Source organism: Bacillus sp. VT 712 (assembly GCF_001614195.1).
GTDB classification, from domain to species: domain Bacteria; phylum Bacillota; class Bacilli; order Bacillales; family Bacillaceae_H; genus Priestia; species Priestia flexa.
Genome location: NZ_LWBK01000035.1, coordinates 90,302 through 112,198 on the forward strand (window position 1 = coordinate 90,302; position 21,897 = coordinate 112,198).

Genomic DNA, 21,897 nt, shown 5'->3' on the forward strand with positions numbered 1-21,897 from the left:
TAATGAACGAACAAGTATATGATGTGATTGGAATCGGTATTGGCCCATTTAATTTAGGACTTGCTGCTTTAATTGAGCCTGTTGAAGAAATAAGTGCGGTGTTCTTTGATAAAGAAGAGAAATTTGAGTGGCATCCCGGTATGTTAATTGACGGAACAGACTTGCAAGTACCATTTTTAGCAGACTTAGTTACGTTTGCTGATCCGACTAGTCCCTATACATTTTTAAACTATATCCATAAGCAAAAGCGCATGTATCCATTTTTTTATTTTAATCGATTCGATATTCCAAGGCAGGAGTATAACGAATATGCCAAATGGGTAGAAGCCCAGCTTAAATCGTGCCATTTTCAACATGAAGTTGTGGATGTAAAGAATCATGAATATGGATATGAAGTAACTGTGAAGCAGACGAAGAGCAATAAAGAGGAGCTATTTTATGCGAAGCATGTGGTGCTCGGAACAGGTGCAGTTCCATTCGTACCAAAAGGTCTAAAACATTCCCTGGGAAATGATGTCGTACATAGCAGTTCATATTTACAGCACAAAGAGCATTTACAACAAGGACATCATATTACCGTAGTTGGTTCTGGTCAAAGCGCGGCAGAGATTTTTTATGACCTTTTAAAAAATCAGCCTACATATGGCTATCATCTGAGTTGGTTTACTCGCTCTTCAAACTTTCAGCAGTTAGATCAGTCAAAGCTTGCTCAAGAGCTATTCTCACCAGATTATGTTCAGCATTTTCATGATCTTCCTTTTAAAGAACGAATCCAAGCGTTAGAAGATTTAAATCCTTTACGAAATGGGATTGAAGCTTCCACTCTTCAGCATATTTATGATTTAATGTATCATCGCTCGATTCAAGGTGAGGTTCCGGTTACGATTCGAGCTTCAATCGAAGTAGAAGGAATAACAAATGAAGGTGGCTATCACTTACACTGCCGTCAAAAGCAAACAAATAAAGAATTCGCTTACGAAACTGATCGAGTGGTTCTCGCAACGGGTTATAAACCACACTTGCCAAAATGGATGGGTAAATTTCACAATGAAATTGAATGGGAAGATGATAAGCGTTTTAAAGTAATGAAAGACTATCGCTTGCAGTTCAAAACCCCTCGTGACCATTACATGTTTACGCTAACAAATATTGAGCATTCCCATGGTTCAAGCGCAACAAACTTAGGGCTATCTGTTCAACGAAATCAATGTATCGTTAATACAATTGCGGGTAAAGAAATTTATCCTGTTTCCTTTAACACGACCTTTCAACAATTTGATTTACCTGAATGAGGGTGTGACATAACTACATGATTCCTTCTCAAAGAAGAATCGTGACTGTTCTAAACGAATTAAGTTGTCAGAAAGCGTTCGTTCCATTGCACTACAGACACTCGCTTTCGGCGGGGAGGAACCTGATCCTCCTCGCTTCGCTGAGCGATCTCAGTTTTTCCTCCAGTTCCCGCAGGAGTCGCGTGTCCTACGCTCTATTCCACTCTTTTTTTAAACTTGTTTTCCAAGTCAACAAACAACTGAAGTATAAAAAAGAGATAACTCTCAATAGTTCGGATATATCATTGAATGAAATACTTATGTACCATCCTCATTTTTATGAGAAATGTAAGTGTTTACAGTTAAAAACTTACTTTGTCTTTTTATTTTTTTTCGGTATAATGACATAATTGTGTTCAATAAATCAGGAGTTTTGTCTCAGTATTGTCAAAGGATATGGTTCGGTGTCTATCGCATCGATACTTCTACCTCTTATTTTGTTATGTCAAAGTAGAAGGTAGAAGTGTGGATAAAACATACATGTTGATTTAACCATTATAGTATTTGAGGTGAGTAGAAAAAGTGAACATATCAGAATTTATAAATAGCATAAATGGTTTTTTATGGGGGCCGTTTATGATTACATTTTTATTGGGAATTGGTATCCTTTATACATTTCGCTTAGGCTTTATCCAAGTAACAATGCTCAAACAAGCATTTGTTCAAACTTTTGGCGGAATGTTTAAAAAGAACCCTGACAATAAAGATGGAATTTCTCCCTTTCAAGCGTTGGCAACATCAGTTGCTGCTCAGGTTGGGACAGGAAATCTAGCGGGTGTTGCAACAGCTATTGCTTTGGGAGGACCTGGGGCTATTTTTTGGATGTGGGTTAGCTCGTTTTTCGGCATGGCCACGATTTTTGCAGAGGCAGTTCTTGCGCAGAAATATAAAGAAGAGAAAGATGGCCAGATTGTTGGAGGACCTGCTTATTATATCCGAAAAGGAGTAGGGAGCAAATGGTTAGCGGGCTTTTTTGCCGTGTCCATTATTATCGCACTTGGGTTTATCGGAAATATGGTGCAGTCAAACTCCATCGCAGCATCCTTTGATACGTTCAATATTCCACGCGTTGCAGTAGGAATTATTGTTGCGGTATTAATTGGCTTTATTATCTTTGGCGGAATTCAGCGAATCGCAAAAATTGCTGAATTTGTTGTACCGTTTATGGCACTTTTCTATATTGGAGGAAGCTTAGTTATCGTATTCGCAAATTTCTCTGGAATCGTGGATGCGTTTATATTAATCGTAGAATCAGCGTTTAATCCAGCTGCTGCCACTGGTGGAGTTATCGGCGCAACAATTAAAGAAGCTATTCGTTATGGGGTTTCACGTGGGTTATTTTCCAACGAAGCAGGAATGGGCTCAACGCCTCATGCTCACGCTGCGGCAAACGTAAAACATCCTGCTCAGCAGGGATTAGTTGCTATCATAGCGGTTGTAATTGACACCGTCATTATTTGTACCCTAACAGCGCTCGTCATTATCATGACGAAATCCTATGAAACGGGCTTAAATGGTATCCAGTTAACTCAAGAAAGTTTTACAAGGGGTCTCGGCGAGTTTGGCCACCCGTTTATTGCAATTTGTTTATTCTTCTTTGCTTTCACAACCATTTTAGGATGGTACTATTTTGGAGAAAACAATATCAATTATCTGTTTGGAAAAAAAGGAATCAGCGTTTACCGTGCGCTTGTACTACTTTTTATTGTGTTAGGATCTACTTTAAACGTTACGCTTGTATGGGACTTAGCCGATACATTCAATGCATTAATGGTTCTGCCAAACGTAATCGCGCTCTTTATTTTGAGCCCTGTTGTAGTCAAAATTTATAAAGAATATAAGACAAAATGGTAAAGCTTTGCGGTCAGCAAAGCTTTTTTTGTACATATCATTTGTAAATTCCATGTTTAAGGTGAAAAGACAAGGGTACATTATTTATAGAACAAAAGCTATTACACAGAAATAAAGGAGTTGCTTGTTGAGATGAGTAAAAAAATCGCAGTATTAGTAACAGATTTATTTGAAGATGTGGAATATACAGACCCTGCCAAAGCATTGAAAGAAGCAGGTCATGAGCTAACAACGATTGACGTTGAAGGCGGCAAAACAGTAAAAGGTAAGCAAGGAGAAACAACGATCAGCATTGATAAAGGTATTAAAGAGGTAAAGCCAGAAGAGTTTGATGCTTTATTCTTACCAGGAGGTTTTTCACCTGACATTCTGCGCGCTAACGATGATGTCGTTGCATTTACAAAAGCATTTATGGATGAGAAAAAGCCGGTTATGGCCATCTGTCACGGCCCGCAGCTTTTAATTAATGCAGATACGTTAAAAGGTCGCGATATTACAGGCTATAAGTCAATTGCGGTTGACTTGAAAAACGCAGGCGCAAACTTCCATGATAAAGAAGTTGTTGTGTGCCAAAACCAACTAGTTACAAGCCGTACACCTGATGATTTACCTGCATTCATTCGTGAATCAGTAAATGTATTATCATAAGAATAAAAAGCGCTCAGCTGAGCGCTTTTTTCTTGTTTAAAGTGACTCGTTGACGAGTTTGGCGATACCAAATGTAAAAGAGGGTGGTAAGACCAACAGAGACCATTCCAAAAGCAACCGTCATTAATTGAAAACCAATGCTATCTAGCAAGAAGCCCGTTGTTAGAAGCACAACTTGAAAGACGATACGTTCAAGCATATTACGGAACGAAAAGAAGCGACCGTGAAAGTCTTTTGGTACGGTTGTTTGAAAAATCGTTGCTGCAACAGGGAAAAAGCAGCCGATAGCAAAGCCGAAAATTGTGAATGCGATGATAGTAATAAGAGAATTTGTAGCCATGTAGAGCATGAGTTGTGAAACCCCTACAAATAATGAAAAAACAAATAAGATTTGAACTTGGCTTATATATTTCGTGAGTTGTTTAACAGTAAACGCACCGAGCATAAATGCAATTCCTTCAGCTGTATAGATCCAGCCTTTAATAGCTGCGCTGTCTTGAAGCTCACTAATGTTAATGACAATTAAGTTAAAGCCACCAATAAATAATAAAGGAATCAACAGCATGATAAGCGTAATTGAAACAATAGGCTCCTGCTTAATCATTGGGAATAACGTGCTAAAATCCCGCTTTTCTTTTACATGTTCCCCAACCTTCGACACGCTGTCATCGTCAACTTTTAATAGCATCGTTAATAAAAATAAAGCGAGATAAGCAGCGAATGAAAAGAGGTAAAGCGTATGTAAAGGCATGATCATTAAAAGAGCACCGCCCAATGCTGTACCTAAAATTCTAGACAGCGTAGAAACATTCATGTATACGCCGTTTAGCTGAAGTAATTCTTTTTCATCTACAACAAGGGGAAGGGTAGCCTGCAGAGCAGGAAAATAGAATGCAGCAGAAATTTGAATTAAAATAAGGAAAACAATCATCCAGCCAATTGAATCAGTTGCTAATGCAAGCAGCATAAATAAGACGCTGATTGTTCGAAGCAATCCGGCTGCTAGCATTACTTTCTTTTTATGTAATTGGTCAGTAAGCTTTCCAGCAAGAGGACCGAGGGCAACCCCAATGACAATTCCAATGGCTAAGATAATTGATTTCATAAAATCAGAAGGGATTTTAGCCTGCATAAACTCTAGATTGCCGATAATCCCCATCCATAGACCTAATCCAGCGATTAGCTCACCCAACAGCAAAATCCATACATTGCGATTTTTCCACATAATATCGTTCCCCGATCATTTTAGTAAGTATGTCGACAAAGTACTTCGTGTTTCTAAATGAATCTACACACTGAATCATATCACAAAACATCTTCTTGAATGGTAAAAAAGGATATAAAATGGTCTCATTCCTATTATTCTCATTCTTTTCTTGTAACGTTTGTAACGCTATATTTACAGTTATATTACTAGCGATTTTAATAGAATGGAAAAAGAGAGGGGAAAAGTGAGGAATACCAAGGGCTAGCGATATATTAAAAAAAATTACAAAAAACTCTAGTTAATTTTGGTAACGGAAAAGCGGTTGATTGAATCTATGAATCCATGTAACAATGAATATGCAACGCGAGATTAGCAGATTCATTCTGTAGCGTAGCTGTCTACAAATACAGATATCTTTCAAGGAGGAATTTACAACATGAATAAGAAGTTCCGTATTGCTACAATCGCAGGTGCCGTTTCAATCGGCTTATTAACAGCAGGACAAGCTAACGCAGCTGCACCTGACTGCAACACACCAAAGCAAATTACTATTAAAGATGCTCAAGCAGCACAAAATATAAATGTCGATGAGTTAGTAAAGAAATACAATGCTCAACCACAAAAAGCTGAGGCGGCAGCACCAGCTAAGAAAGAAGCACAGCCAAAAGCTGAAGCAGCACAGCCAGCTCAGCAAGCTGAAGCAAAACCAGCAGAATCTAAAGATTCAAAAGCTGAAGCAAAAAACGTAAGCGAGTTTGAACAACAAGTAGTTACATTAGTAAACGAAGAGCGAGCGAAAGAAGGTTTAAAACCACTTGAGCTTGACACAGAACTAAGTGACGTAGCTCGTGAAAAATCAAAAGACATGATGGATAAAGGTTACTTTGACCACACTTCACCAACGTACGGTTCACCATTTGATATGATGAAGCAATTTGGCATTGAATATTCATCTGCAGGTGAAAACATTGCAAAAGGTCAAAAAACACCTGAAGAAGTAATGGAAGGCTGGATGAACAGTGATGGCCACCGTAAAAACATCATGAACCCTGATTTCACTCACATCGGTGTAGGCTTTGTTGAAGGAGATTCAACTTACTGGACACAAATGTTTATTTCAAAATAATTCATGACACAAGAAAGCAAGCAGAAGAAAATCTGCTTGCTTTTTTATGTTTTTTATTAAAGAAAGTCGGGTAAATTAATGTCATAAGACAAGGAAAGGGTGCGATGCGCATGAGAAGAATTTTAAAAAAAATCATAGTAGCTGTATTCCCTATTTTAATGAAAGAAGGCTACCAGTACTATAAAAACCGAAAGAATCGTTCAACAACGTCTACGCGTACGTATAAATAAAAAACTCACTCTCATTACGAGAGTGAGCTTTTTTGTGAATTAATTCGCTTCTATATCAATATGTTTAAAGCTCATAAAGTCAAAAAGTCCTTTATCCGTTAATTTTAAGCATGGGATAACGGGTAAGCTTAAAAAAGATAAAGTAAGCAATGGATTGAAGGCATCGCTAATATCTAATCCTTTTAATGCTTCATGTAGAACGTGAAGCTCTTTGTTTACTTGTTCGTAAGGTAGAGGAGACATGAGGCCTCCAATTGAAAGTGGAAGAGAAGCAAGCACTTGTTCATCCTTTACGAGTACAATTCCACCTTGGGTTTTTTCCATTTCTTTAATGGTCATCAATAAATCCCGGTCATTTGTACCAACAGCTACAACATTGTGAGAGTCGTGAGCAATCGTTGTTGCGATGGCTCCGTCTTTTAATTGAAACCCTTTGACAATCCCAAGGCCGATATTGCCCGTTTGGTGGTGGCGCTCGGCCACGACTAATTTTAAATGATCTCTCTCTGTATCAATCGTGAACGTTCCGTTTTCAACTACTACTTCTTCCACTACGTGGTTGGTAATAAGCTGGTTTGGAATGATTTCAATAATATTTGCTTTATTGTTCTTCATGTTAATTTGCAGCTGTTCAATGGAAATAGATTTCAAATTTACCGAGTGCATCAAGTCTTTAGGCTCGTTTGTTTCATTAGCCGGTTCAACGACAAGCTGGCCGCTTTTGGCCACTACTTCTCCATTTGTAATAACCGTTGACGCATAAATATTTTCTAGTTCATCAAATAGCATGATGTTTGCTTTGTATCCAGGAGCAACAGCACCTTGTTGCGCTAAACCGTAGCACTCAGCTGCGTTTAATGATGCCATTTGGATTGCCATAAGTGGGTCCAAACCTTCGTTCACTGCAAGGCGAACGTTGTGGTCAACAGATCCTTCGGCTAGCAAATCATCTAGATGCTTATCGTCTGTACAGAATAAGAATCGTCGAACGTTGCGCTCATTAACAGCCGGCAGCAACTGCTTCAAATCTTTGGCAACAGAGCCTTCACGGATAAGGACGTGCATGCCACGCTGAACGCGCTCGAGTGCTTCATCAGCTGTTACGCATTCGTGATCCGTTGAAATGTGAGCTGTTCGATAAATATTAATCCCTGTTGCATCCAATCCGGCTCCATGGCCATCGATTACGCCTTGATGATCTTTGGCTGCCTGAAGTTTAGCAAGCATATCATCGTTCGCATCACGGACAGCAGGAAAGTCCATAACTTCCGCTAAACCAATCACGCGTTCATGATTGAAAAAAGGTCGTAAGTCCTCTGCTTTTAAGACAGCTCCAGAGCTTTCAAACGGAGTAGCTGGAATGCTTGATGGCAAGTTAATAAGTACTTCAAGCGGAAGGTTTTCAGAGTTTTGGAGCATAAATTCAATGCCTTTTTCGCCTGAAACGTTGGCAATTTCATGAGGGTCAGTTACGACAGTGGTAACGCCTCTCGGTACGAGAAGCTTTGCAAACTCTTTCGGTGTGACCATTGATGACTCAATATGAACATGGCCATCAATGAAAGTAGGTGAGACATATTTGCCAGTCGCATCGATTGTTTGTTTGCCTTCATATTCACCAAGGCCAACAATCATTCCGTCCGCGATGGCAATGTCTGCTTCAAGAACGCTTAATGTAAACACATCGATAATACGTCCGTTTTTTATGACTAAGTCAGCTGGAATTTGTTTATTTGCAACAGCAATTTGCTTTTTAAGTGAATGGTTTGACATAATGGTTTATCTCCTCTCATTGTGAAACAATGAAGGACTAAAAAGAGTAGAACACCGCTCGGAAGTAATATAGAGGTATAAAAATGTTCAACTCTCGTAGTCCAACTATTTACGGTAGTTTGGTAGAAACTCTTGGACCCTATTTCCAAGATTATACGAGTGTATGCTTATAGGTATTGCGATACATTGTATCTGTATTTTGAGAAGTCGTCAATTACTATTGGAAAAGAAAGACTTTTGCGAATATTCTACTCGTATAATGTTTTAAAGAAAAATAAACGAATGTCGTGAAGTTGGAAGAAGTGATGTGGGTAAGAAAAAGCCGCCAATGTACAGAGCAGGCATTGACGGCGTTTGTGAAGCTTAAGCTTACTTGCGTAACGCCCCTAATTCTTCTGCAATTGCTTGCATTTCACTTGGACTGAATGAGTCTTTACGCATAACCATTTCATATAAATATTTTAAATCCTCGTACATTTCTTCATCAAAAGCATCGCCTTTAATTGCACCGATGTTTAACATGCGAAGCTTTTCGCTAATTTGATCAATCATAAACGTAATGTTTTCTGGAGACTTTACTGATAAATCCACTATGTTCATCCTTCCGAGCTTTTTTCTCATTGTAACATGTTTTGATAAGAAGAACACTGTGTTGTCAAACTCTTTGACCAAAAACAGGGTTTTCTTAAATGAAAAGGCTTGTATATAATGTTTGTAATAAGAGAAAGGAGTCGAAACTATGGTTAAAGTACTATTTGTATGTCTTGGCAACATCTGTCGCTCTCCAATGGCAGAAGCAATCTTTCGAAAGTTCGTAAAAGACAAAGGGCTCGAACAGCAAATTGAGGTTGATTCAGCCGGAACAGGAAACTGGCATGAGGGCAAGCCACCTCATGAAGGAACGCTTCGTATTTTAACGGACAATCAAATTGACGTTACAGGTTTAACAGCGCGCCAAGTTATTGAAGAAGATCTTAATCAATTTGATTATATTATTGGCATGGACGCTGAAAACGTGGGGAACTTAAGACGTATGGCTGGACATCATCGTGATGTACGCATTGAGCGTCTGTTAGATTATGTTCCACATTTGTCCGTTGAAAATGTTCCTGACCCTTATTATACGGGGGATTTTGATGAGGTATACGGCCTGGTTACAGCAGGATGTAAGCAGTTAGTAGAAGAAATCATAAAAGAGCACAAATTAAGCTAACTAAACAAGAGGAGAGTGGGAATATGAGTCAAGGAAAAAGTAAACTTCTTGAAGGGATTATTATTGGAGCAATAGCTGGTGCTGCAATTTCAATGCTTGATAAAAATACGCGTAGAACGGTTATTGAAAACAGTAAGGCTGTTAAAAATAAGACGGTACATATGATTAAACATCCAGATGAGGTAAAGCAAAATCTTCAAGAAAAATATGCTGCTGTGCGTGAAACAATTGAACAAGTATCCGATGATGTTTCGTTTTTAACGACACAGGTGGAACAGCTTAAGAAAACAACTCCCCAGGTATTAGACGTAGTAAAAACAACAAAGGAGACTTTCTCACATAAGTATGGCCAAGATGAACAGAAATAATTGAGAGGTGAGCATATGGCCGACACAACAAAGATTGTAGCTTTTATAAAAGAATTAGCAGCTCGCATTCATAACGATGAACTGCCAAGCCTGTCAGCGGAGCTAGCATACTATTTGCTTTTGTCGCTTTTTCCGTTTCTAATCTTTCTCATTACGCTCATTGGTTTTTTGCCCGTTCAAGCACCTGATTTATTGGAGCTTGTTGAAAGCTTTGCGCCAGATCAAGCAATGAGTATGATTGAAAATAATCTAGATAATATTATTGGCTCTCATAACGGAAAGTTGTTATCGTTTGGGATCATCGCGACAATGTGGTCAGCATCTAACGGAATTAATGCCATTGTGCGAGCATTTAACCGTGCTTACCATGTGCAAGAGAATCGTCCTTTTCTAGTGGCAAGAGGTATGGCTGTATTACTAACGTTTGCGATGATTTTCGTGATTATTGTGGCGCTGTTATTACCTGTGTTTGGTCATATGGTCGGCTTTTATCTGTTCTCAACCTTCGGATTATCTGAAACCTTTTTATCATTATGGGCTGCTTCTAGGTGGATTATTAGCGGTATTATCCTGTTTATTGTCTTTATGGGTTTATACTATTTTGCTCCTAACAAGCGCTTGACTTTAAAAAATGTTGTACAAGGAGCTGCTTTTGCAACAATTGGTTGGACGGTTGTGTCGTTTATTTTCTCATATTACGTTAATAATTTTGGAAACTATACGGCAACGTACGGGAGCTTAGGCGGCATTATTGTATTGTTGATCTGGCTGTATTTGTCAGGAATGATTATTGTCATTGGTGGAGAAATTAACGCCATTTTTTATGAGCGAAAAAAAGCAATCAAAGCATAAGGCGACCACCCTATTTGCATATATTGGTATGAAACGAAGAGTAGGAAGCGGGCATACTAATGGTGAAATGAAAGGGGGATTTACCATGACAAAACATACGAAAAAAGACGGAAGCAACACGAAACAAAACAAAAAAAGCCATCCAAAGCATAAGACAAGTAATAGCCAAAATGGGCAAAACGGCTACCATTAAGGAATATGCTTTTATAAAAAAAGAGGCCTGGTGAAGGGCCTCTTTTTGTGTTAAGACTTTAATAAGCGCAGTCCGTTTAGGATAACAAGAATTGTGCTTCCTTCATGCCCAATAACGCCAAAAGGCATATCAAGAACTTGAAGGAAGTTTGACGAAATTAATAAGAAAATAACGCTGATTGAGAAGATGACGTTTTGCTTAACAATGCTGTTCATTCTCTTAGATAATTTAACAGCATCGGCAATTCTTGATAAATTGTTTTTCATCAGTACAACGTCAGCTGTTTCTAACGCGACGTCTGTCCCTTCTCCCATCGCAATTCCAACATTAGAAGTAGCAAGAGCTGGTGCGTCGTTAATTCCGTCTCCAACCATCGCTACAGTCGAATATCTCTCTTTTAATTCTTTTACTTTGTCAACTTTTGCTTCAGGCAAGCATTCGGAAATATATTCATCTACCATGCATTCTTTTGCGATTGCTTCCGCTGTTTTTTTACTATCTCCTGTAATCATGACGGTGTGAATGCCAAGTGATTTCAGTACTTTAATGGCTTCTACTGCTTCTGTTCGTACAACGTCTTTTAATGCTAAGATTCCAATAACGCCGTGTTCATCTCTTGCATAAACAACGGTTTTCCCCTCAGAAGCAAGATTTACCGCAGCTCCGTTTTTAAACGAAGTGGCATCATCTTTGCCAATGAAATCTGCTTTTCCAATCTTCCATTGTTTACCTTGGACCGTTCCAATAACACCAAAGCCTGGAACATCTTCAAGAGATTCAGGTTGAAGTAGCTGAAGATTCCTTTTGTCTTTTGCGAACTGCACAATTGACTGAGCAAGCGGATGGTTTGACTGACGCTCAATGGAAGCAATTTTAATTAAAAACTCATCTTCAGAAACGCCGTCACGAACGAGTACATCTGTTACCTCAGGCTTTCCTTTCGTAAGCGTCCCCGTTTTATCAAACGCCACTGCGTTTAAATGGTTTAATCGCTCTAAATGGACGCCTCCTTTAAATAGGATTCCTTTACGAGCTCCGTTCGAAATAGCTGAAAGCGAAGCTGGCGTAATGGACGCTACAAGTGCGCAAGGAGAGGCAACAACAAGTAAAATCATTGCTCTGTAAAACGTTTCAGTCCAGCTCCACCCAAGAACATAGTGAGGAAGAAACAGCATGATGGCAACAACAGAGAGAACCACTTTTACATAGGTTCCTTCAAAACGTTCAATGAATAGCTGAGAAGGTGATTTTTCGCTTTGAGCACTTTGTACAAGCTGAATAATCTTTTGAAACAGTGTTTCCGTACTTGGCTTTGTCATTTTAATGACGATAGCCCCTTTTAAATTTACTGTACCAGCAAACACTTCTTCATCAGCCGCTTTTAAAACAGGAACGGATTCACCCGTGATGGCTGCTTGATCAATCGTTGTTTCACCTGATAAGACAATGCCATCTACCGGTACACGTTCACCAGGCTTCACGAGCAACGTATCGTTCACTTGTAGTTCAGAGATGGCTACGACTTCTTCATGATCTCCGTTTAAGCGCGTTGCTTCTTGAGGCTGTAAATCCATTAAAGCACTAATTTCACGGCTACTTTTATTCATGGTGTATGTTTCAAGCGCTCCGCTTAGTGCAAAGATAAAGATAAGCATGGCACCTTCTGTCCAGTAGCCAATCACAGCTGCACCAATGGCTGCAATAATCATCAGCATTTCCACGTTTAGTTCTTTATTTTCAATCGTTTCCTCAATACCTTCTTTAGCTTTGGCAAATCCTCCAATAACATAAGCCAGAATGAATAACGTAATAGATAAGGTCGAAGCATCTTGTTTTGATAAAAGCCAAGCAACTAAAATAAGCACGCCGCTTGCAAGAGCAGCAATCAATTCACCGTGTGTCTGCATGCCAGCAAGAAATGAAGAAGTCGATTGGTTCTCTTGTTTTTTTGCTAATGTTTGTTCCATAAAAAGCCTCCTATAATGTAGTAGTTGAGAAGAATAATCACAATCATTACCCCTAAAAAAGCACAAAAGCTGCCATCTCAGCGATAGCAGCACGTCTTACAATTGTTATAAAGTTTTTTTGAATATATTAGTAATAAAAGTATAACATGGAATAGCTACAGAAGGAATAGTGAAAATGGCGCTTATAACCTAAAAAGAGTATATGCGCTCACATGTCTAAGTGTTCTTCATATAGTCGGTATGCGGATGAATAAACATGCTCAATATCAGCATCCGTCATGTACATTAACGTCTCACGATCAAACCCCTTAATTGTTTCAATAAACATAATCATATTCTTGCGCTCTTGTCTGCTCATTGTTATTTCTCCTCTCAGTCTGTTTTAATACAGATTATTATTATTAATTGTATTATATAACAGTTTTCTGAATTTTGTGTAGCTTTTTTTTGAAATTAGGCTTATTTTTTTAAAATTGTTGATTTAGCCTAGAAATTGCAGACGCTGTATCTAGTTTTAAACGATTAAATACAAAAATAATGAAGCGAAGGAGCGTGCGACTCCTTAGTAATGAAAACAGTATTTCTGGAAATAGTAACAGTTGACAAATATTTTTATTGAATTTACAATCATGTATATGAGCATATGCTCATATAATGTCATATGTTGTGGAAGGGGAATCTTTAATGAAGAGAGAAGACCATCACTTTTTATCAGACAGAACAGTCGACGAAGCATCTCGCATGCTAAAAGCTATTTCTGATCCGACACGAATGAAAATTTTATATTTACTATTTCAAGAAGAATGTTCCGTTGGCCATATGACAGAAGTATTAAATATTTCACAATCTGCTGTATCCCACCAGCTAAGCTATTTGCGAAATTTACGATTAGTGAAATACAGAAGAGAAGGAAATACATACTTTTACACATATGCAGACGAACATGTTGTAGGTATTTTAAATCAAGTGATTCAGCATATTGAATGCGTGCATGAAGAATAGGGAGGAGATTGAATGAGTCACCACCATCATCACCATCACGGCCATGATCACCATGGTCATCAACACTTTGATATGCAGCGTGAAGGCAACCAAAAAGGGTTGCTTATTGCTTTATGTATTACAGCGGGTATCATGATTTTAGAATTCATTGGAGGACTTGTCACAAATAGCTTGGCTCTTCTATCAGACAGTGGTCATATGCTTTCGGATACAAGTTCATTAGCACTGAGTCTTGTAGCCATTTGGTTTGCAAACCGTGCAGCTTCATCTGAAAAAACGTACGGGTATTATCGCTTCGAAGTATTAGCTGCCTTGTTTAACGGAGTAACTCTCTTTGTTATCGCAGGTTTTATTATTTATGAAGCATATGAACGAGTATTAAATCCACAAACGGTTGCGAGTGGTACAATGATGATTATTGCAGCCATTGGTTTAGGTGCTAACCTGCTTAGTGCGTGGTCGCTGCTACGACAAGGGGACGTAAAGGATAACGTTAATTTGCGAAGTGCATACCTACACGTGTTAGGGGATGCTTTAGGCTCTGTTGGCGCTTTGGTTGCCGGGCTGCTCATGCTTTTGTTTAATTGGTATATTGCCGATCCTATTATTTCCGTTGTGGTTGCACTCCTAATTCTAAAAAGTGCGTGGGGAGTATTAACTCATAGCTTTCATATCCTAATGGAAGGTTCTCCTGCACACGTAGATATAAATAAAATCAAGGAACTACTTAAAGAAATTGATGGCGTAAAAGGTGTTCACGATATTCATGTATGGACGATTACATCGGGACTTCATTCTTTTAGCTGTCATTTACAAGTAAGTGACGACCAGGACTGCCAGGCTATTTTACAAAAAGCGCTGAACTTAGTGAACGAGCAGTGTGGCATTGAGCATTCGACGATTCAAGTTGAGAAGTCGGGACTGGAGCATGGTGAGCTGAAGGTATAGAGGAGAATAGAAAAGGAGGCTGTAATAAAGCAGCCTCCTTTTCTATTCACTTTGACAAAGTAGTCTCTTTATACGTCTGCACCGATGTACTAAATAAAAAGATACATAGGAAAATTAAAAACAATACAGAACTAATAATGACAAAAAAGCTTAATCCTTCAAACAATCCGATAAAGGTTCCACCTAGGTACGGTCCCGCTAAGCTTCCAACGCTAAAGGCAATTCCACATAGCAAGTTACCTGTTGGTAGCAGCGAGCTTGGCATGAGATCCGTCATATAGCTAATTCCTAAGCTAAACGTAGAGCCAAGAAGCATACCTCCGATAAACAAACAAGCTAACAGTGGAATCGTTGTTGCTTCTAGTAGCGTTGCCAGTAAAAACGCTCCAGAGCCTAAAAACAAAACCCAGTGAAGAACAAACTTTCGTCCATGTTTATCACTCAGCATACCAAGGGGAAGCTGAAATATAATGCCACCGACTGCAAAAGAAGTCAGCAGGAGTGAAATAAATTCTACGTTTAAGCCAATTCGTAATCCATAAATAGGAAAGATACCATTTAGCGAAGACTCTAGAAACCCATAGCCGAGTGGTGGTAAAAAAGCAATCCAGCCGTATTTGATGGCTTTGGAAAAGCGCTTCATTGTTGCAGTAAAAGACATTGTGCTTACTTCTTCGTCACCCGTTGGAATCTCATTTTTTAATAAAAATAAAAATACCCATGTGACTAAGCAAATGAAAGCTGAAAAAATAAATGGTAACGTTTCACTCACGTTAACTAAATTGGCCATTAAAGGACCGACTGCAAAGCCAATACCAAAAGAAAGGCCGTACAGTGAGATGTTGCGTCCGCGCTTATCTACAGGTGAAAAGGCTGTAATCCACGTTTGCGTTGCAAAGTGAAGAGCGTGATCCCCAATTCCAATCGCGAGACGAAGCAAGAACCAAAACGTAACGGATTTCCAAAGCGGAAACAAAAAGAGGGATAAAATGACTAAAGCTCCTCCCCACATAATGATAGGTTTGTAGCCATGCTTTCGTAAGAGTGGCTCCATAAATGGAGAGGCTAATAAAATACCAATGTACAGTCCAGCAGCGTTTAATCCGTTTAAAGTCGATGATACCCCATCTTTTTCAAAGATAATGGCAATGAGGGGTAGAAGCATACCTTGACTAAAGCCAGAAATTGCTACTAGACTAACCAAAATCCAAAATCGTGTTCGCAACGTTTTGTTCATATAAGTGACCTCGTTTTAAGATGTTTTTTCTCCACGTATAATCCTATAGAACCTATCTGAAAATGACAATAAGCGAACTTAATTATTTGAGTGTTATTCCATTTCGTGATATAACGAAGTAAAACCCTAGGAGGTATTTTAAAATGGAATTTAAAATGCAGGAAGTTGGTTTCTCAACAGATTTACCGTTTGGAAATTTGCAGGTGGCAGGAGATGATGAATACGGCTTTCGTCCTTTTCAATTAATGGTTTCATCCATTGCGGTTTGTAGCGGTGGCGTTCTTCGCAAAATATTAGAAAAGAAGCGCATTGCGGTTAAAGATATTCACATTTCAGCAGACGTGACGCGCAACGAAAAAGAAGCAAATCGCATTGAAAGCATCCATTTACACTACAAAATTAGCGGGGAAAACCTTCCGCACGATAAAATCGAAAAGTCAATTGAGCTTGCTAGAAAGAATTGCTCAATGCTTCAATCTGTTATTAACAGCATTGAGGTAACGGAATCATTTGAATTAGTCGCATAAGCTTGCCCCTCTCAGATTGAATTTGAGAGGGGTTTTTTTTGTTTCCGTAATTATTCTTGTGCTGTTTCATGTAAAATAAAGGTTCAATTTTGACTAAAATCCATCTATAATAAAAAAGATGTTTGGAATATATTTCTATATATTGTGAGGTAACACGTTTGGAAACCTAGGACTGGGACCTAAAAAGAAGAGGAGTTTGATATCATTTGGTTAAATTAAAAGATTTTACGATTGATTTTGACTGTACGAAAGGGATACCTTTTTTCCAAGTTCATCAGAACAATAGAATTCGGTTTGATCTTTATGAAATATCGCTGGCTGATTTTAAAAGCATCATTAACGAAGTCTTTCAGGAGAGAAAAGACATCAATGCTATTTTTATTTCGCAATATATTTTCAATGGAAAGCGCCAATCAGCTAAGTCCAAAGTTGGTCGAATTCTGCAGCTGAATAATTGGCAAGAACACGTAGTAGCGGAAGATGAAAATAATGCAGTTGTCTATGCTTCTATCAAAAAACTAAGTTCTATCGATGTTTATAATTATTGTTTAAGTATCAGAAAAGGAAGAAGACCAGCGTATATCTCATTTTATTCGAATGACTATTTGTTATATGTAAGTACCGATGTTATTGATGTTATTTCCAATGATACTACTAACGTCGCTAAGTTAAAAGATGACTATAAAGGCTTGTATGATACGTATCATGAACATCAATAAGATACGCACCAACTTATATATAATAGGTATATAGAACTAATAAAAGATTGAAAGAAAAGGAAAAGACAAGTAAGATAGATTTGATTGCTAAAGGTTTCTTGAGATACTGATAGGACTATCGGTTGGTTTTAGGGCTTTGATTCGAAATACCAACTTTATCAATGTATAATTCAGTATGAATGAGATAATCGATGTATAGATAAGGGAGGATTTACCATGGGATTACTTATAATTATTTTATTAGGCATAGCTATTTTATTGCTTATTTTATCTTTCAGAAAGACAAAACAATCACAAACTCATACAGACCAGCAGTTAGAACAGCTGACGTTAACAATTGGACAAGAAATGAATGAATTGAATGATCGCATCCGCACTCTTGAAATCGATGCGGCGATTACAGCAGAAAAATCAGGCGTATTAGGTCTAGAATCACCTGAACGCAAAGACCTTCGCAACATGATTGATATGCATAAGCGCGGCTATTCATTTGAAAGCATTGCAGGACGAATGAAAGGCTATACGCAACAAGAAGTGGAACAAATGCTGGCTCCTTACACGAAGAAGAAAGATGAAGGGAGCATGATGGCATAATGACACCGAATACGCTACGCAGCTTTGCTATGGGTTTACTCGTTGCAGCAACCGCAACGGGCATTGTGTACTTGCTTGAGCCATCTTCAACCTCAACTTCTAAAGAGCTATCACAAGAAGAGATGCAAACGCAGTTAGAAGACAAAGGTTTTATAGTTCAAACCCAAGACGAACTGGACAAGCAGTTAGCTGATGCGAAAGCAGAAGCAGCACAGGAAGCTCAAAAAGAACCGAAAGAAGAAAAAGAAGAGCAACCAAAAGAAGAAGAGCCGGTTTATCGCACAATTATCAACGTGTCATCTGGTATGACGGCAGTTGATGTTGGTGAGATTCTTGAAAAAGCTAAAATCGTAAAAAGCGGCTTTGAGTTCTACAAAAAGGTAGAAGGTCAAGGTGTGGAAAACAAACTTCGTCCAGGCACGTTTGAAGTTGATAGCAGCATGACGGAAGATGAAATGATTGCTGTGATTTTTAAAGGGTGAAAATTATAATAGATACGAGAAAAGGTGATTACCAATTGGTAAATCACCTTTTCTCGTATCTGAAATAATAATACATAACTAACTCTACTATACTATACTTACTTTAATAACACCCCACAAGCTGTTATAGCGCCGCCTATTCCCAGTACTTCTAACAAAGCATCTTTTAAATCTTTTGGAAAGTTATTTGCTACAATGTTTACAGCTCTTTTCGCAGCATTTGTTTTTGAGTAGCCTAAGTTGAGCTGATGTTTGTAAGAATTAATAAGTTTCGTAAAAAGCTTTTCTAAGCCCCCAGCCACTTTTGCAGCTTTTTTTAACTTTAAAAGTTCAGCCCACCCCGCAGCTTTAACTACATTATTAGAGGTGTTATCTTGTGGACTGTCGGTTTGTGTTATATACATATTTTCTGAATCAGAAGAAAATTTGATATTGGATAGTTCCTTACCTTTATTTTTATTTAACCAGTTAGCTGAAGCTTCAATACCCCGATCTGATACTGATTCAGGTAATCTATCAATCAAGTCTAGTATAGTTCCATCTATAGATGTGAGGCTCTCTAACTGTTCTGGACTAATCTCTTCCTGATTTTCTGCATAGGAAAACGAAGGTCCTAAAAAAGAAAATAGGAAAACTAGTGAAATAGTAATTAAAAATAGTTTTTTAGACTTTTCCATTTTACTTCCTTCTATTTTATGAGAATATAATGTTGTAGATAATAACCCAAAATATACCTCAACATAAATTAGGAGGTTTTTGGTAGAAATGAACATATTTTATAAGATTTTTTATTTAATTCCCCCTTTAGTAATATTATGGATTAATAATTTTTATGAGAGAATCAGCTTAGCACAACTTGTTATTTTGTTTTTTATTATTCTTTTACAGTTAGTTATACATTTAAAATTAGCAGTCAGTAGTAAAAAAAATCATTATATTAATACCACAAGAGCAATGGTAACTATATCAATTGTAGCTTTAATTATTCGCGATGAGTATCTGTCTGTTCTTGTTCTCAATCTAATCATTATTACTACAATTCTTTTAGCTCTTTTAACAATTTTTACGCTAAAAGAGGAGTAGATTGATTTACGCATTTAGTTGATTAATCCATTAACTACTATTAGCAATAGAGAAAAGAGTGGAAGAATACATGTTTTTCTGCTCTTTTTTATGTTTGCTAAAGACTACTTTTAGCAATAAATTATCTAGTAATGATATACTTTCAATTATACTTACGCATTACATATACTAATGAAACAGAGGGGAAGCAGATGAACATTACACAATGCTTGTTTGGAGAACTACACGGTCAAGAAGTGATGGCATACACGATGACTAACGATAACAATATGTCCGTAACGTGTATTAGCTTGGGAGGCATCATTACTAAAATTCAGGTGCCAGATCAAGCTGGAAAGGTTGAAAACGTGGTACTAGGCTATGATTCAGTAGAAGGCTACCTTCATAACACGGCTTACTTTGGGGCAGTTGTCGGACGGGTAGCAGGAAGAATCCATCCAGCTAAAGTGGAAATTGCGAATAAGACGTATGAGCTTTCAAAAAATGAAAGGGAGAAGCATCTTCATGGTGGAGACAAAGCGTTTAGCCACGTCATTTGGAATGCTGAAGTGAAAGAAAATCAGGATGAGGTAAGCGTTACGTTTACATATGATAGCCCAGACGGTGAAAATGGGTATCCAGGTAATTTAAAAGTCAGTGTAATGTATACGCTTACGAACGAGAATGAGCTCAAATTATCATATCAGGGGATTTCAGATCAAGATACGCTGCTGAATATGACGAACCATACGTACTTTAACTTAAGTGGAAACGTCAAAAGAGACGTTTTAGAGCATGAATTAACAATGAAGAGTGATGCTTTTTTAGAGCTTAACGATATCATGCTTCCTACGGGTGAAAAAGTAAACGTAACGGATACTGCGTTTGATCTTAGAAAAGGGAAGAAGGTTCGAGCAGGCGTAGAATCTCAGCATCCTCAAAATGTGAAGGTTGGCAATGGCTACGATCATCCGTTTTTACTGAGCGAGAATCAAAACGAAGAAATAACGGTGGTTGATTATGATAGCGGGCGCAAGCTTATTGTAGAAACAGACCAGCCGTGCGTCGTGTTATATACGGCGAATATGCTTGAAAATACAGGCATGATTCGCGATGTGAAAAGTCATGAATACCTCGGTTTATGCTTAGAGACGCAGAATTTACCAAATGCTATTCATCATGCAGAATTTCCGTCTATTGTATTAGAAAAAAACAAAGTTTACTCTGCAAATACGATGTATCGATTTGCGACGGTTGAGAGTTAACTATTAAAAAGCTCTGCGGAATTTTTAGTGGGAGTTTTTTCTTAAAAGAAATAATGTTATATGAAGGAGAGGTGTTTTTATCATCAAGCAGACATAAATATCATGAGGAATATTAAAAAGAAAGAATACCAATCTACTGAAAATGTTGATAAATTAAAGGTTTATAAGAAACTGGGCAAGCGATAAAGTAAAAAAACCCTTGATACACAAGGGTTTTTTAGATGAGTTGAGGAGAGCATGATTATGTAAGCAAAGTTTATATATGTTATCTTTGTTTAAATTCTTTATAGATCTTTATAATGCTGCTTGTACCAATTATTATACCAAGTATTATATAAAGCAATCCTCTATCTAGCTCTTTATAATTAATTAAAGTTGAAGTAACAAGACCTAATGAAAATAAAATAATAATAATATTGAAATAAATACTAAATTTCTTATAACTTGTCGATTGGTTCATGTTTAATCTCCTTTTTTAAAATAAATATTTATCACCATAACATATAGTTAAATATTAACTTTGTAACTCATTTTTAATTATAGAAAGAAGCATGGACAATTGTCCATGCTTCTTTCTATAATTAAAAATTAATCGTGATTTATCCTCTTTCTAAAGGAAGAATCCACCATGCGATTGATTTAGCTACGCGCCACATGCATTTGCACCACCTAAATAAATATGTAAAAGTTTCTTTTTTAATATTACTTTACATTTTACGGATTTTAGATTAAAATGACATATATATATTTCTTATGTAAATTATATATGTCCACTTGATCAAAGGGAATAAGTTGCATTATTTCCTTTGGTAATTATTTTCCAAAAAGTCTTCCGATTCCATATGCTCCAGCTCCAGTAGCTGCACCGCCACCAATTACCTTTAAACCAGCTTTTAAAAGCGCTCCCATTTATATCACCTCTATTTTTCTATATATATTTAACTCATTAACCAAAAATCTTTTTTAATGCACCGTATGTAGCGCCACCAGCTGCTCCACCAAGAAACGCTTTTCCAACCATTTTAAGCATTGACATTTCCACCTTTCTTATTATTATGTAACAATTATTTTTTTATTATCTGAAAATTCTTTCTCCTGCTTCCCAACCTAGAAGACCAGCTGTACCTCTTAAAGCTGCTTTACCAATAGCTTTCCACATATTATATACCTCCCTTTCAATATAATAGGGTCTTTGTAATCATATAAATAACATTTTTTGTTTTTAACTTGGAAAAAATGTATCTATATGGTAATATTGACCTTGTTTAGAAGATTAATATATTTTTTGAATTAAGTCAATAA

Annotated in this window: 26 protein-coding genes and 1 riboswitch; of the genes, 15 read left to right on the top strand and 11 right to left on the bottom strand. The window is 37.6% G+C overall.

Going from position 1 to position 21,897, the window contains the following annotated elements:
• Positions 1–2: 2 nt before the first annotated feature.
• From A2U94_RS15600 to A2U94_RS15610, 3 genes are all read left to right on the top strand, one after another.
• A complete protein-coding gene (locus tag A2U94_RS15600; protein ID WP_025907525.1) occupies positions 3–1,292 on the top strand; it encodes a lysine N(6)-hydroxylase/L-ornithine N(5)-oxygenase family protein in 1,290 nt (429 codons plus the stop codon).
• A 561-nt stretch (positions 1,293–1,853) separates the two neighbouring features.
• A complete protein-coding gene (locus tag A2U94_RS15605; RefSeq protein WP_025907523.1) occupies positions 1,854–3,185 on the top strand; it encodes an alanine/glycine:cation symporter family protein in 1,332 nt (443 codons plus the stop codon).
• Positions 3,186–3,314: 129 nt separating this feature from the next.
• The gene (locus A2U94_RS15610; RefSeq protein WP_025907522.1) at positions 3,315–3,830 is read left to right on the top strand and encodes a type 1 glutamine amidotransferase domain-containing protein; all 516 of its coding nucleotides are present in this window, start codon (positions 3,315–3,317) and stop codon (positions 3,828–3,830) included.
• Between the two features lie 13 nt (positions 3,831–3,843).
• Here A2U94_RS15610 and A2U94_RS15615 read toward each other — a convergent pair whose 3' ends face one another.
• The gene (locus tag A2U94_RS15615) at positions 3,844–5,055 is read right to left on the bottom strand and encodes an MFS transporter (RefSeq protein WP_025907520.1); all 1,212 of its coding nucleotides are present in this window, start codon (positions 5,053–5,055) and stop codon (positions 3,844–3,846) included.
• Positions 5,056–5,473: 418 nt separating this feature from the next.
• On the opposite strand from A2U94_RS15615, the gene A2U94_RS15620 reads away from it, so the two are divergent.
• Positions 5,474–6,163: a CAP domain-containing protein gene (locus A2U94_RS15620; protein ID WP_025907518.1), complete on the top strand. Its 690-nt coding sequence runs from the start codon at positions 5,474–5,476 to the stop codon at positions 6,161–6,163.
• Between the two features lie 269 nt (positions 6,164–6,432).
• Here A2U94_RS15620 and ade read toward each other — a convergent pair whose 3' ends face one another.
• Positions 6,433–8,166, bottom strand: coding sequence for an adenine deaminase (gene ade / locus A2U94_RS15625; protein ID WP_025907516.1), 1,734 nt, complete (start codon positions 8,164–8,166; stop codon positions 6,433–6,435).
• Between the two features lie 77 nt (positions 8,167–8,243).
• Positions 8,244–8,345: riboswitch (purine riboswitch) on the bottom strand.
• A 190-nt stretch (positions 8,346–8,535) separates the two neighbouring features.
• Positions 8,536–8,757 carry a DUF1128 domain-containing protein gene (locus tag A2U94_RS15630; protein WP_025907514.1) on the bottom strand — a complete coding sequence of 74 codons (222 nt, stop codon included), beginning with the start codon at positions 8,755–8,757 and terminating at the stop codon, positions 8,536–8,538.
• Positions 8,758–8,905: 148 nt separating this feature from the next.
• On the opposite strand from A2U94_RS15630, the gene A2U94_RS15635 reads away from it, so the two are divergent.
• Genes A2U94_RS15635 through A2U94_RS15645 form a run of 3 tightly spaced genes read left to right on the top strand, consistent with a single transcriptional unit; the run spans position 8,906 to position 10,599 of the window.
• Positions 8,906–9,379, top strand: a complete 474-nt coding sequence (locus A2U94_RS15635) for a low molecular weight protein-tyrosine-phosphatase (protein ID WP_025907513.1) — start codon at positions 8,906–8,908, stop codon at positions 9,377–9,379.
• 23 nt (positions 9,380–9,402) lie between these two features.
• Positions 9,403–9,747: a hypothetical protein gene (locus A2U94_RS15640; RefSeq protein WP_025907511.1), complete on the top strand. Its 345-nt coding sequence runs from the start codon at positions 9,403–9,405 to the stop codon at positions 9,745–9,747.
• A 15-nt stretch (positions 9,748–9,762) separates the two neighbouring features.
• On the top strand, positions 9,763–10,599 hold the full coding sequence (locus tag A2U94_RS15645) for a YihY/virulence factor BrkB family protein (RefSeq protein WP_025907509.1): 837 nt from the start codon (positions 9,763–9,765) through the stop codon (positions 10,597–10,599).
• A gap of 243 nt (positions 10,600–10,842) precedes the next feature.
• Here the strand turns inward: A2U94_RS15645 and A2U94_RS15655 are convergent, their stop codons facing one another.
• Positions 10,843–12,759 (bottom strand): heavy metal translocating P-type ATPase, encoded by a 1,917-nt coding sequence (locus A2U94_RS15655; RefSeq protein WP_025907508.1) that lies wholly within the window; start codon positions 12,757–12,759, stop codon positions 10,843–10,845.
• A gap of 208 nt (positions 12,760–12,967) precedes the next feature.
• Positions 12,968–13,117: a BH0509 family protein gene (locus A2U94_RS15660; RefSeq protein WP_035319822.1), complete on the bottom strand. Its 150-nt coding sequence runs from the start codon at positions 13,115–13,117 to the stop codon at positions 12,968–12,970.
• A gap of 326 nt (positions 13,118–13,443) precedes the next feature.
• Here A2U94_RS15660 and A2U94_RS15665 point away from each other — a divergent pair, with 326 nt between their 5' ends.
• Together A2U94_RS15665 and A2U94_RS15670 are read left to right on the top strand one after the other, a co-directional pair.
• Positions 13,444–13,761: an ArsR/SmtB family transcription factor gene (locus A2U94_RS15665; protein WP_025907506.1), complete on the top strand. Its 318-nt coding sequence runs from the start codon at positions 13,444–13,446 to the stop codon at positions 13,759–13,761.
• 12 nt (positions 13,762–13,773) lie between these two features.
• Positions 13,774–14,709 carry a cation diffusion facilitator family transporter gene (locus tag A2U94_RS15670; RefSeq protein WP_025907505.1) on the top strand — a complete coding sequence of 312 codons (936 nt, stop codon included), beginning with the start codon at positions 13,774–13,776 and terminating at the stop codon, positions 14,707–14,709.
• A gap of 46 nt (positions 14,710–14,755) precedes the next feature.
• On the opposite strand, the gene A2U94_RS15675 is transcribed toward A2U94_RS15670, so the two are convergent.
• Positions 14,756–15,946 (bottom strand): MFS transporter, encoded by a 1,191-nt coding sequence (locus tag A2U94_RS15675; protein ID WP_025907504.1) that lies wholly within the window; start codon positions 15,944–15,946, stop codon positions 14,756–14,758.
• Between the two features lie 143 nt (positions 15,947–16,089).
• On the opposite strand from A2U94_RS15675, the gene A2U94_RS15680 reads away from it, so the two are divergent.
• The 4 genes from A2U94_RS15680 to A2U94_RS15695 all read left to right on the top strand — a co-directional run bounded on the left by A2U94_RS15680 (position 16,090) and on the right by A2U94_RS15695 (position 18,268).
• Positions 16,090–16,473, top strand: coding sequence for an OsmC family protein (locus tag A2U94_RS15680; RefSeq protein WP_025907503.1), 384 nt, complete (start codon positions 16,090–16,092; stop codon positions 16,471–16,473).
• 206 nt (positions 16,474–16,679) lie between these two features.
• On the top strand, positions 16,680–17,192 hold the full coding sequence (locus A2U94_RS15685) for a hypothetical protein (protein WP_025907501.1): 513 nt from the start codon (positions 16,680–16,682) through the stop codon (positions 17,190–17,192).
• A 216-nt stretch (positions 17,193–17,408) separates the two neighbouring features.
• Complete coding sequence (locus tag A2U94_RS15690) at positions 17,409–17,786, top strand: hypothetical protein (protein WP_025907500.1); 378 nt, start codon at positions 17,409–17,411, stop codon at positions 17,784–17,786.
• Positions 17,786–18,268 carry a hypothetical protein gene (locus A2U94_RS15695; protein WP_025907498.1) on the top strand — a complete coding sequence of 161 codons (483 nt, stop codon included), beginning with the start codon at positions 17,786–17,788 and terminating at the stop codon, positions 18,266–18,268. Before A2U94_RS15690 ends, A2U94_RS15695 begins: the two co-directional genes overlap by 1 nt.
• A 98-nt stretch (positions 18,269–18,366) precedes the next feature.
• Here the strand turns inward: A2U94_RS15695 and A2U94_RS15700 are convergent, their stop codons facing one another.
• Complete coding sequence (locus tag A2U94_RS15700) at positions 18,367–18,945, bottom strand: hypothetical protein (RefSeq protein ID WP_138117435.1); 579 nt, start codon at positions 18,943–18,945, stop codon at positions 18,367–18,369.
• Positions 18,946–19,033: 88 nt separating this feature from the next.
• Here A2U94_RS15700 and A2U94_RS15705 point away from each other — a divergent pair, with 88 nt between their 5' ends.
• Positions 19,034–19,351, top strand: a complete 318-nt coding sequence (locus tag A2U94_RS15705; RefSeq protein WP_025907495.1) for a hypothetical protein — start codon at positions 19,034–19,036, stop codon at positions 19,349–19,351.
• Positions 19,352–19,542: 191 nt separating this feature from the next.
• Complete coding sequence (locus A2U94_RS15710) at positions 19,543–20,595, top strand: aldose epimerase family protein (protein ID WP_025907493.1); 1,053 nt, start codon at positions 19,543–19,545, stop codon at positions 20,593–20,595.
• Between the two features lie 265 nt (positions 20,596–20,860).
• Here the strand turns inward: A2U94_RS15710 and A2U94_RS15715 are convergent, their stop codons facing one another.
• The 4 genes from A2U94_RS15715 to A2U94_RS22250 form a co-directional block, all read right to left on the bottom strand.
• Positions 20,861–21,055: a hypothetical protein gene (locus A2U94_RS15715; protein WP_025907491.1), complete on the bottom strand. Its 195-nt coding sequence runs from the start codon at positions 21,053–21,055 to the stop codon at positions 20,861–20,863.
• Between the two features lie 353 nt (positions 21,056–21,408).
• Complete coding sequence (locus tag A2U94_RS21605; RefSeq protein ID WP_197473407.1) at positions 21,409–21,504, bottom strand: GatB family leaderless bacteriocin; 96 nt, start codon at positions 21,502–21,504, stop codon at positions 21,409–21,411.
• 37 nt (positions 21,505–21,541) lie between these two features.
• Complete coding sequence (locus tag A2U94_RS21610; protein WP_197473408.1) at positions 21,542–21,631, bottom strand: leaderless bacteriocin; 90 nt, start codon at positions 21,629–21,631, stop codon at positions 21,542–21,544.
• A 39-nt stretch (positions 21,632–21,670) separates the two neighbouring features.
• Complete coding sequence (locus A2U94_RS22250; RefSeq protein WP_197473410.1) at positions 21,671–21,754, bottom strand: GatA family leaderless bacteriocin; 84 nt, start codon at positions 21,752–21,754, stop codon at positions 21,671–21,673.
• Positions 21,755–21,897 lie beyond the last annotated feature (143 nt).

Coding starts and splice junctions, on each gene's coding strand:
- A2U94_RS15700 (WP_138117435.1), bottom strand. CDS start 18,945: ATGGAAAAGTCTAAAAAACTATTTTTAATTACTATTTCACTAGTTTTC.
- A2U94_RS15680 (WP_025907503.1), top strand. CDS start 16,090: ATGGAATTTAAAATGCAGGAAGTTGGTTTCTCAACAGATTTACCGTTT.
- A2U94_RS15715 (WP_025907491.1), bottom strand. CDS start 21,055: ATGAACCAATCGACAAGTTATAAGAAATTTAGTATTTATTTCAATATT.
- A2U94_RS21605 (WP_197473407.1), bottom strand. CDS start 21,504: ATGGGAGCGCTTTTAAAAGCTGGTTTAAAGGTAATTGGTGGCGGTGCA.
- A2U94_RS15600 (WP_025907525.1), top strand. CDS start 3: ATGAACGAACAAGTATATGATGTGATTGGAATCGGTATTGGCCCATTT.
- A2U94_RS15690 (WP_025907500.1), top strand. CDS start 17,409: ATGGGATTACTTATAATTATTTTATTAGGCATAGCTATTTTATTGCTT.
- A2U94_RS22250 (WP_197473410.1), bottom strand. CDS start 21,754: ATGTGGAAAGCTATTGGTAAAGCAGCTTTAAGAGGTACAGCTGGTCTT.
- A2U94_RS15640 (WP_025907511.1), top strand. CDS start 9,403: ATGAGTCAAGGAAAAAGTAAACTTCTTGAAGGGATTATTATTGGAGCA.
- A2U94_RS15610 (WP_025907522.1), top strand. CDS start 3,315: ATGAGTAAAAAAATCGCAGTATTAGTAACAGATTTATTTGAAGATGTG.
- A2U94_RS15675 (WP_025907504.1), bottom strand. CDS start 15,946: ATGAACAAAACGTTGCGAACACGATTTTGGATTTTGGTTAGTCTAGTA.
- A2U94_RS15660 (WP_035319822.1), bottom strand. CDS start 13,117: ATGAGCAGACAAGAGCGCAAGAATATGATTATGTTTATTGAAACAATT.
- A2U94_RS15665 (WP_025907506.1), top strand. CDS start 13,444: ATGAAGAGAGAAGACCATCACTTTTTATCAGACAGAACAGTCGACGAA.
- ade (WP_025907516.1), bottom strand. CDS start 8,166: ATGTCAAACCATTCACTTAAAAAGCAAATTGCTGTTGCAAATAAACAA.
- A2U94_RS15645 (WP_025907509.1), top strand. CDS start 9,763: ATGGCCGACACAACAAAGATTGTAGCTTTTATAAAAGAATTAGCAGCT.
- A2U94_RS15620 (WP_025907518.1), top strand. CDS start 5,474: ATGAATAAGAAGTTCCGTATTGCTACAATCGCAGGTGCCGTTTCAATC.
- A2U94_RS21610 (WP_197473408.1), bottom strand. CDS start 21,631: ATGTCAATGCTTAAAATGGTTGGAAAAGCGTTTCTTGGTGGAGCAGCT.
- A2U94_RS15705 (WP_025907495.1), top strand. CDS start 19,034: ATGAACATATTTTATAAGATTTTTTATTTAATTCCCCCTTTAGTAATA.
- A2U94_RS15615 (WP_025907520.1), bottom strand. CDS start 5,055: ATGTGGAAAAATCGCAATGTATGGATTTTGCTGTTGGGTGAGCTAATC.
- A2U94_RS15695 (WP_025907498.1), top strand. CDS start 17,786: ATGACACCGAATACGCTACGCAGCTTTGCTATGGGTTTACTCGTTGCA.
- A2U94_RS15655 (WP_025907508.1), bottom strand. CDS start 12,759: ATGGAACAAACATTAGCAAAAAAACAAGAGAACCAATCGACTTCTTCA.
- A2U94_RS15670 (WP_025907505.1), top strand. CDS start 13,774: ATGAGTCACCACCATCATCACCATCACGGCCATGATCACCATGGTCAT.
- A2U94_RS15635 (WP_025907513.1), top strand. CDS start 8,906: ATGGTTAAAGTACTATTTGTATGTCTTGGCAACATCTGTCGCTCTCCA.
- A2U94_RS15710 (WP_025907493.1), top strand. CDS start 19,543: ATGAACATTACACAATGCTTGTTTGGAGAACTACACGGTCAAGAAGTG.